Genomic DNA, 3012 nt, shown 5'->3' with positions numbered 1-3012 from the left:
AATGAAAAAAATAAGATCTATAATTAAAACGCTTATATTCTAAGTAAATATTAGTGCTTCCACGACAAAAATAAAAAAATTTGAAACCCAAAAGCGGGTTATCACGTACATAAAGGTACACAAGGTCAAAGTTGAAGGAGAGGTGAGGATTTGGGATTCTTTTCAAAATTGTTTTCCAGTAAAAATAAATCCACCCCTGAGGTGGAAGAACGAACGGTTTTGAATATCCGGATAGGAGATATCGTCACGTTCGATCTTGTGGATTATGAAGTAGTTGGGAAAATCACATATAGAGATGGTTCCTATGAGTGGTTTGCTTACCAACTGTTAGAAGGAAGTTCGACGAAGTGGCTGGCAGCTGAAATGGATGATGAGCTGGAGCTTGGTGTATATGAAACGGTCAAGCTTCCGGTTGCAGAGCCGTTCCCGAAAGAATTGAAATACGAAGGGAAAATGTATTACAAAGATGAACAGGGCGAAGCACGTGTAACCGGTGAAGGAAGAAGCGAGAATATCAATGGCCGTACTACACGGTATGCCGATTATATTTCCGAAGATGAAGAAACTTATTTAAGTTTGGAGTCATGGGGAAGTGAAGTCGAAGTCAGTTATGGATATGATATCGAACCCTATGAAATTAAAATCATCGCAGGTTCTAAATAATAAGGAGGAAATAAAATGTTTAAATTTTTCAAACGTGTAAAAACTGTCGTAGGTTCAGAAATGAATGCGATGCTAGATAAAGCAGAAGATCCAGTTAAAATGCTCGATCAATTCATGCGTGACATGGAGAGTGATATCCGTGAAGCGGAGAGTGCAGTTGCCAAGCAAATCGCTAACGAAAAGATGCTTAAGCGTAAATATGATGATGCTCAAGCTTTAGTCGATAAACGAATGAAGCAAGCCGAACAGGCGATCGAAGCAGGTAACGAAGATTTAGCTCGCCGGGCGCTTGAGGATAAGAAAAACCATCAAGAACAAGCGGATCAGCTTAAAGCCTCATGGGAGCGTGCTCAGCAAGATTCAAACAATTTGCGTCAGAAGCTTGATGAAATGAAGAAAGAGTATCAAGAAATGAAACTTAAAAAAGACTCACTAAAAGCCCGTGCAGAATCAGCGAAGACTCGTACGAAGATGAACCGTACTATGTCTAATATTGGCGGGGACGAATCACGTCAAGGGTTTGAACGTATGGAGGAAAAAGTCATGCATTATGAAGCTGAAGCGGAAACAAGTGAAGATATGTCTTCAGAAAGTCGTTCTCTTGACGATGAATTTGAAGATTTAAATAAAAAAGATGACGTGGATGATGAACTTGCAGCACTGAAAAAGAAAATGAATAAAGAATAAGACAGCTTTGTAAAACAATGCGTGCCTGACATTAAGTCGGGCACGGCTATTTTTCTGGGAAGGAGGATCAGATGAAGTGAGAGATTTTGGAGGAATCATCGTCGTCGGCATCATAGCGATCGTTTTATTATTTAATGTTTTTGGAAATGATGAAGCTTCAAGAGGAATGTCTGGATCCTATACAGAAGATACATACAATGAATTGCCTAGCGAACCAAGCCGTTCAGAAATATTGGAAAACATTCGGAATTCGAATGCAAGTTCTATTGAAGAACTCATTAAGAACAATTTCCCTCTCTTGGATACGGTACAATCTGATCAAGGAAGATCTCGTATTTACATGACTAAAGAATTAAGCTTACCTGAAGTATCGGAAGCGTTATCGGATAAGATAAAGCCTGAAGAGATTAGTGAACGCCAAGAAGGGAAACAAGCCCTTATTTATCCCAATCGTTTTGTGATTTTACAAGAAAGTGAAGAAGAACCAGGGGTCGTAACTATTGAACTTGCAAGCGAACAATTTGTGAGGAATAATTATCATCCAAGTTTCTTTCAGGGGTTGCTGGCTTACTCAATTTTAAATAGAGTGCTTGGTGTAAATGATTGGCATAATAAACGAAATACTAGATGCAAGCAAACAGGTGACTGTTATAGTGGTTATGGAATGTATGGAAACTATAATTCAGGATCTGGATCACTACGTGGGTCTTCCAATCGAGGCGGAGGGCCAGGAGCAGGAAAATAAAGGAGGCGTTAGGAATGGGACCATTTTTAGCAACATTAGGTTATTTTGTTATAGCAATCGCAGTTGTAGTCATAGGACTATTGATCTTTGAGTGGATTACGCGTCAATACAAGGATTGGGATGAGGTTAAGCGAGGTAATCAAGCTGTAGCTATGTCGATTTCAGGGAAAATTATTGGGATTTGTATCATCTTATCTTTTGCTATTTATCATTCTTTCACTGTTTGGGATACTTTAATTTGGGGGGCGTATGGAGTAGTTCTTCAGATGATTGCTTATATTTTGTTTGAACTATTCACTCGTAAGTTTTCAGTTGAGACGAAATTGAAGGAAAATAATACGGCAGTGGGGATCATTTCTATGGGGGTTTCCATCGGTCTTGCTTTTGTCATCGGTGCATCGATTACATAAGTATATTTATCTCAAAGCCACTATCTCATAGTGGCTTTTTTCTAGAAAAATTTTGGTGAAACGAGTTTCAAAATCGTATATAAGGATTCACGAATGACAAGCGACTGGTATTATTCCATTAAAGCTCCCTATTCCGGAAGACTCAGTTTCGAGATGTTTGATGAGTGGATAGAGGCTCCGGGAAACAGTTCGCTTTCCATGGGGCGGGCGCTGAGCCTCCTCGGACTTCGTCCTGTGGGGTCTCAGCTGACCCGCACAACCCATAGGAGTCTCACCATTTCCCTCCGCCCCATGACCATAAGAGTTTCTCGAAATCACTTCCAGAATAAGCAGATTTCAAGCGGAATAAAGTTGGTGTATTTAACTTTCAAACAGGCAGTCATTTGAATTCTAACGCTTGCGATCGAGCGCTTTTCAACTAAAGGGTAGGGGGTGAGGAAGAGGCTCCATCCGTGTAGGTGGGTTCGTTATTCACCTACATCGAATGGGGTGGTTGGGAAGCTGCGA

General features: G+C 40.3%; 4 protein-coding genes. All 4 read left to right on the top strand.

The features are described 5' to 3' along the window. Nucleotides 1–150: 150 nt before the first annotated feature. The 4 genes from LD39_RS05775 (at nucleotide 151) to LD39_RS05760 (ending at nucleotide 2505) form a co-directional block, all read left to right on the top strand. Nucleotides 151–663 (top strand): DUF4178 domain-containing protein, encoded by a 513-nt coding sequence (locus LD39_RS05775; RefSeq protein ID WP_035543872.1) that lies wholly within the window; start codon nucleotides 151–153, stop codon nucleotides 661–663. A gap of 15 nt (nucleotides 664–678) precedes the next feature. Continuing rightward, nucleotides 679–1350: a PspA/IM30 family protein gene (locus tag LD39_RS05770; RefSeq protein WP_035543870.1), complete on the top strand. Its 672-nt coding sequence runs from the start codon at nucleotides 679–681 to the stop codon at nucleotides 1348–1350. 76 nt (nucleotides 1351–1426) lie between these two features. After that, nucleotides 1427–2095: a DUF4247 domain-containing protein gene (locus tag LD39_RS05765; protein WP_035543868.1), complete on the top strand. Its 669-nt coding sequence runs from the start codon at nucleotides 1427–1429 to the stop codon at nucleotides 2093–2095. Between the two features lie 14 nt (nucleotides 2096–2109). Further along, nucleotides 2110–2505 carry a DUF350 domain-containing protein gene (locus LD39_RS05760; RefSeq protein ID WP_035543865.1) on the top strand — a complete coding sequence of 132 codons (396 nt, stop codon included), beginning with the start codon at nucleotides 2110–2112 and terminating at the stop codon, nucleotides 2503–2505. Nucleotides 2506–3012: the final 507 nt, after the last annotated feature.

Origin of the sequence: Halobacillus sp. BBL2006, assembly GCF_000786645.1 — a bacterium.
Lineage (GTDB): Bacteria > Bacillota > Bacilli > Bacillales > Halobacillaceae > Halobacillus.
The sequence above is the reverse complement of the archived record's forward strand: the minus strand, read 5'-3'. Positions and strand labels throughout refer to the sequence as shown.

Bases quoted from the DNA above. Each gene is read 5' to 3' on its own strand.
- LD39_RS05770 (WP_035543870.1), top strand. From the start codon at position 679: ATGTTTAAATTTTTCAAACGTGTAAAAACTGTCGTAGGTTCAGAAATG.
- LD39_RS05760 (WP_035543865.1), top strand. From the start codon at position 2,110: ATGGGACCATTTTTAGCAACATTAGGTTATTTTGTTATAGCAATCGCA.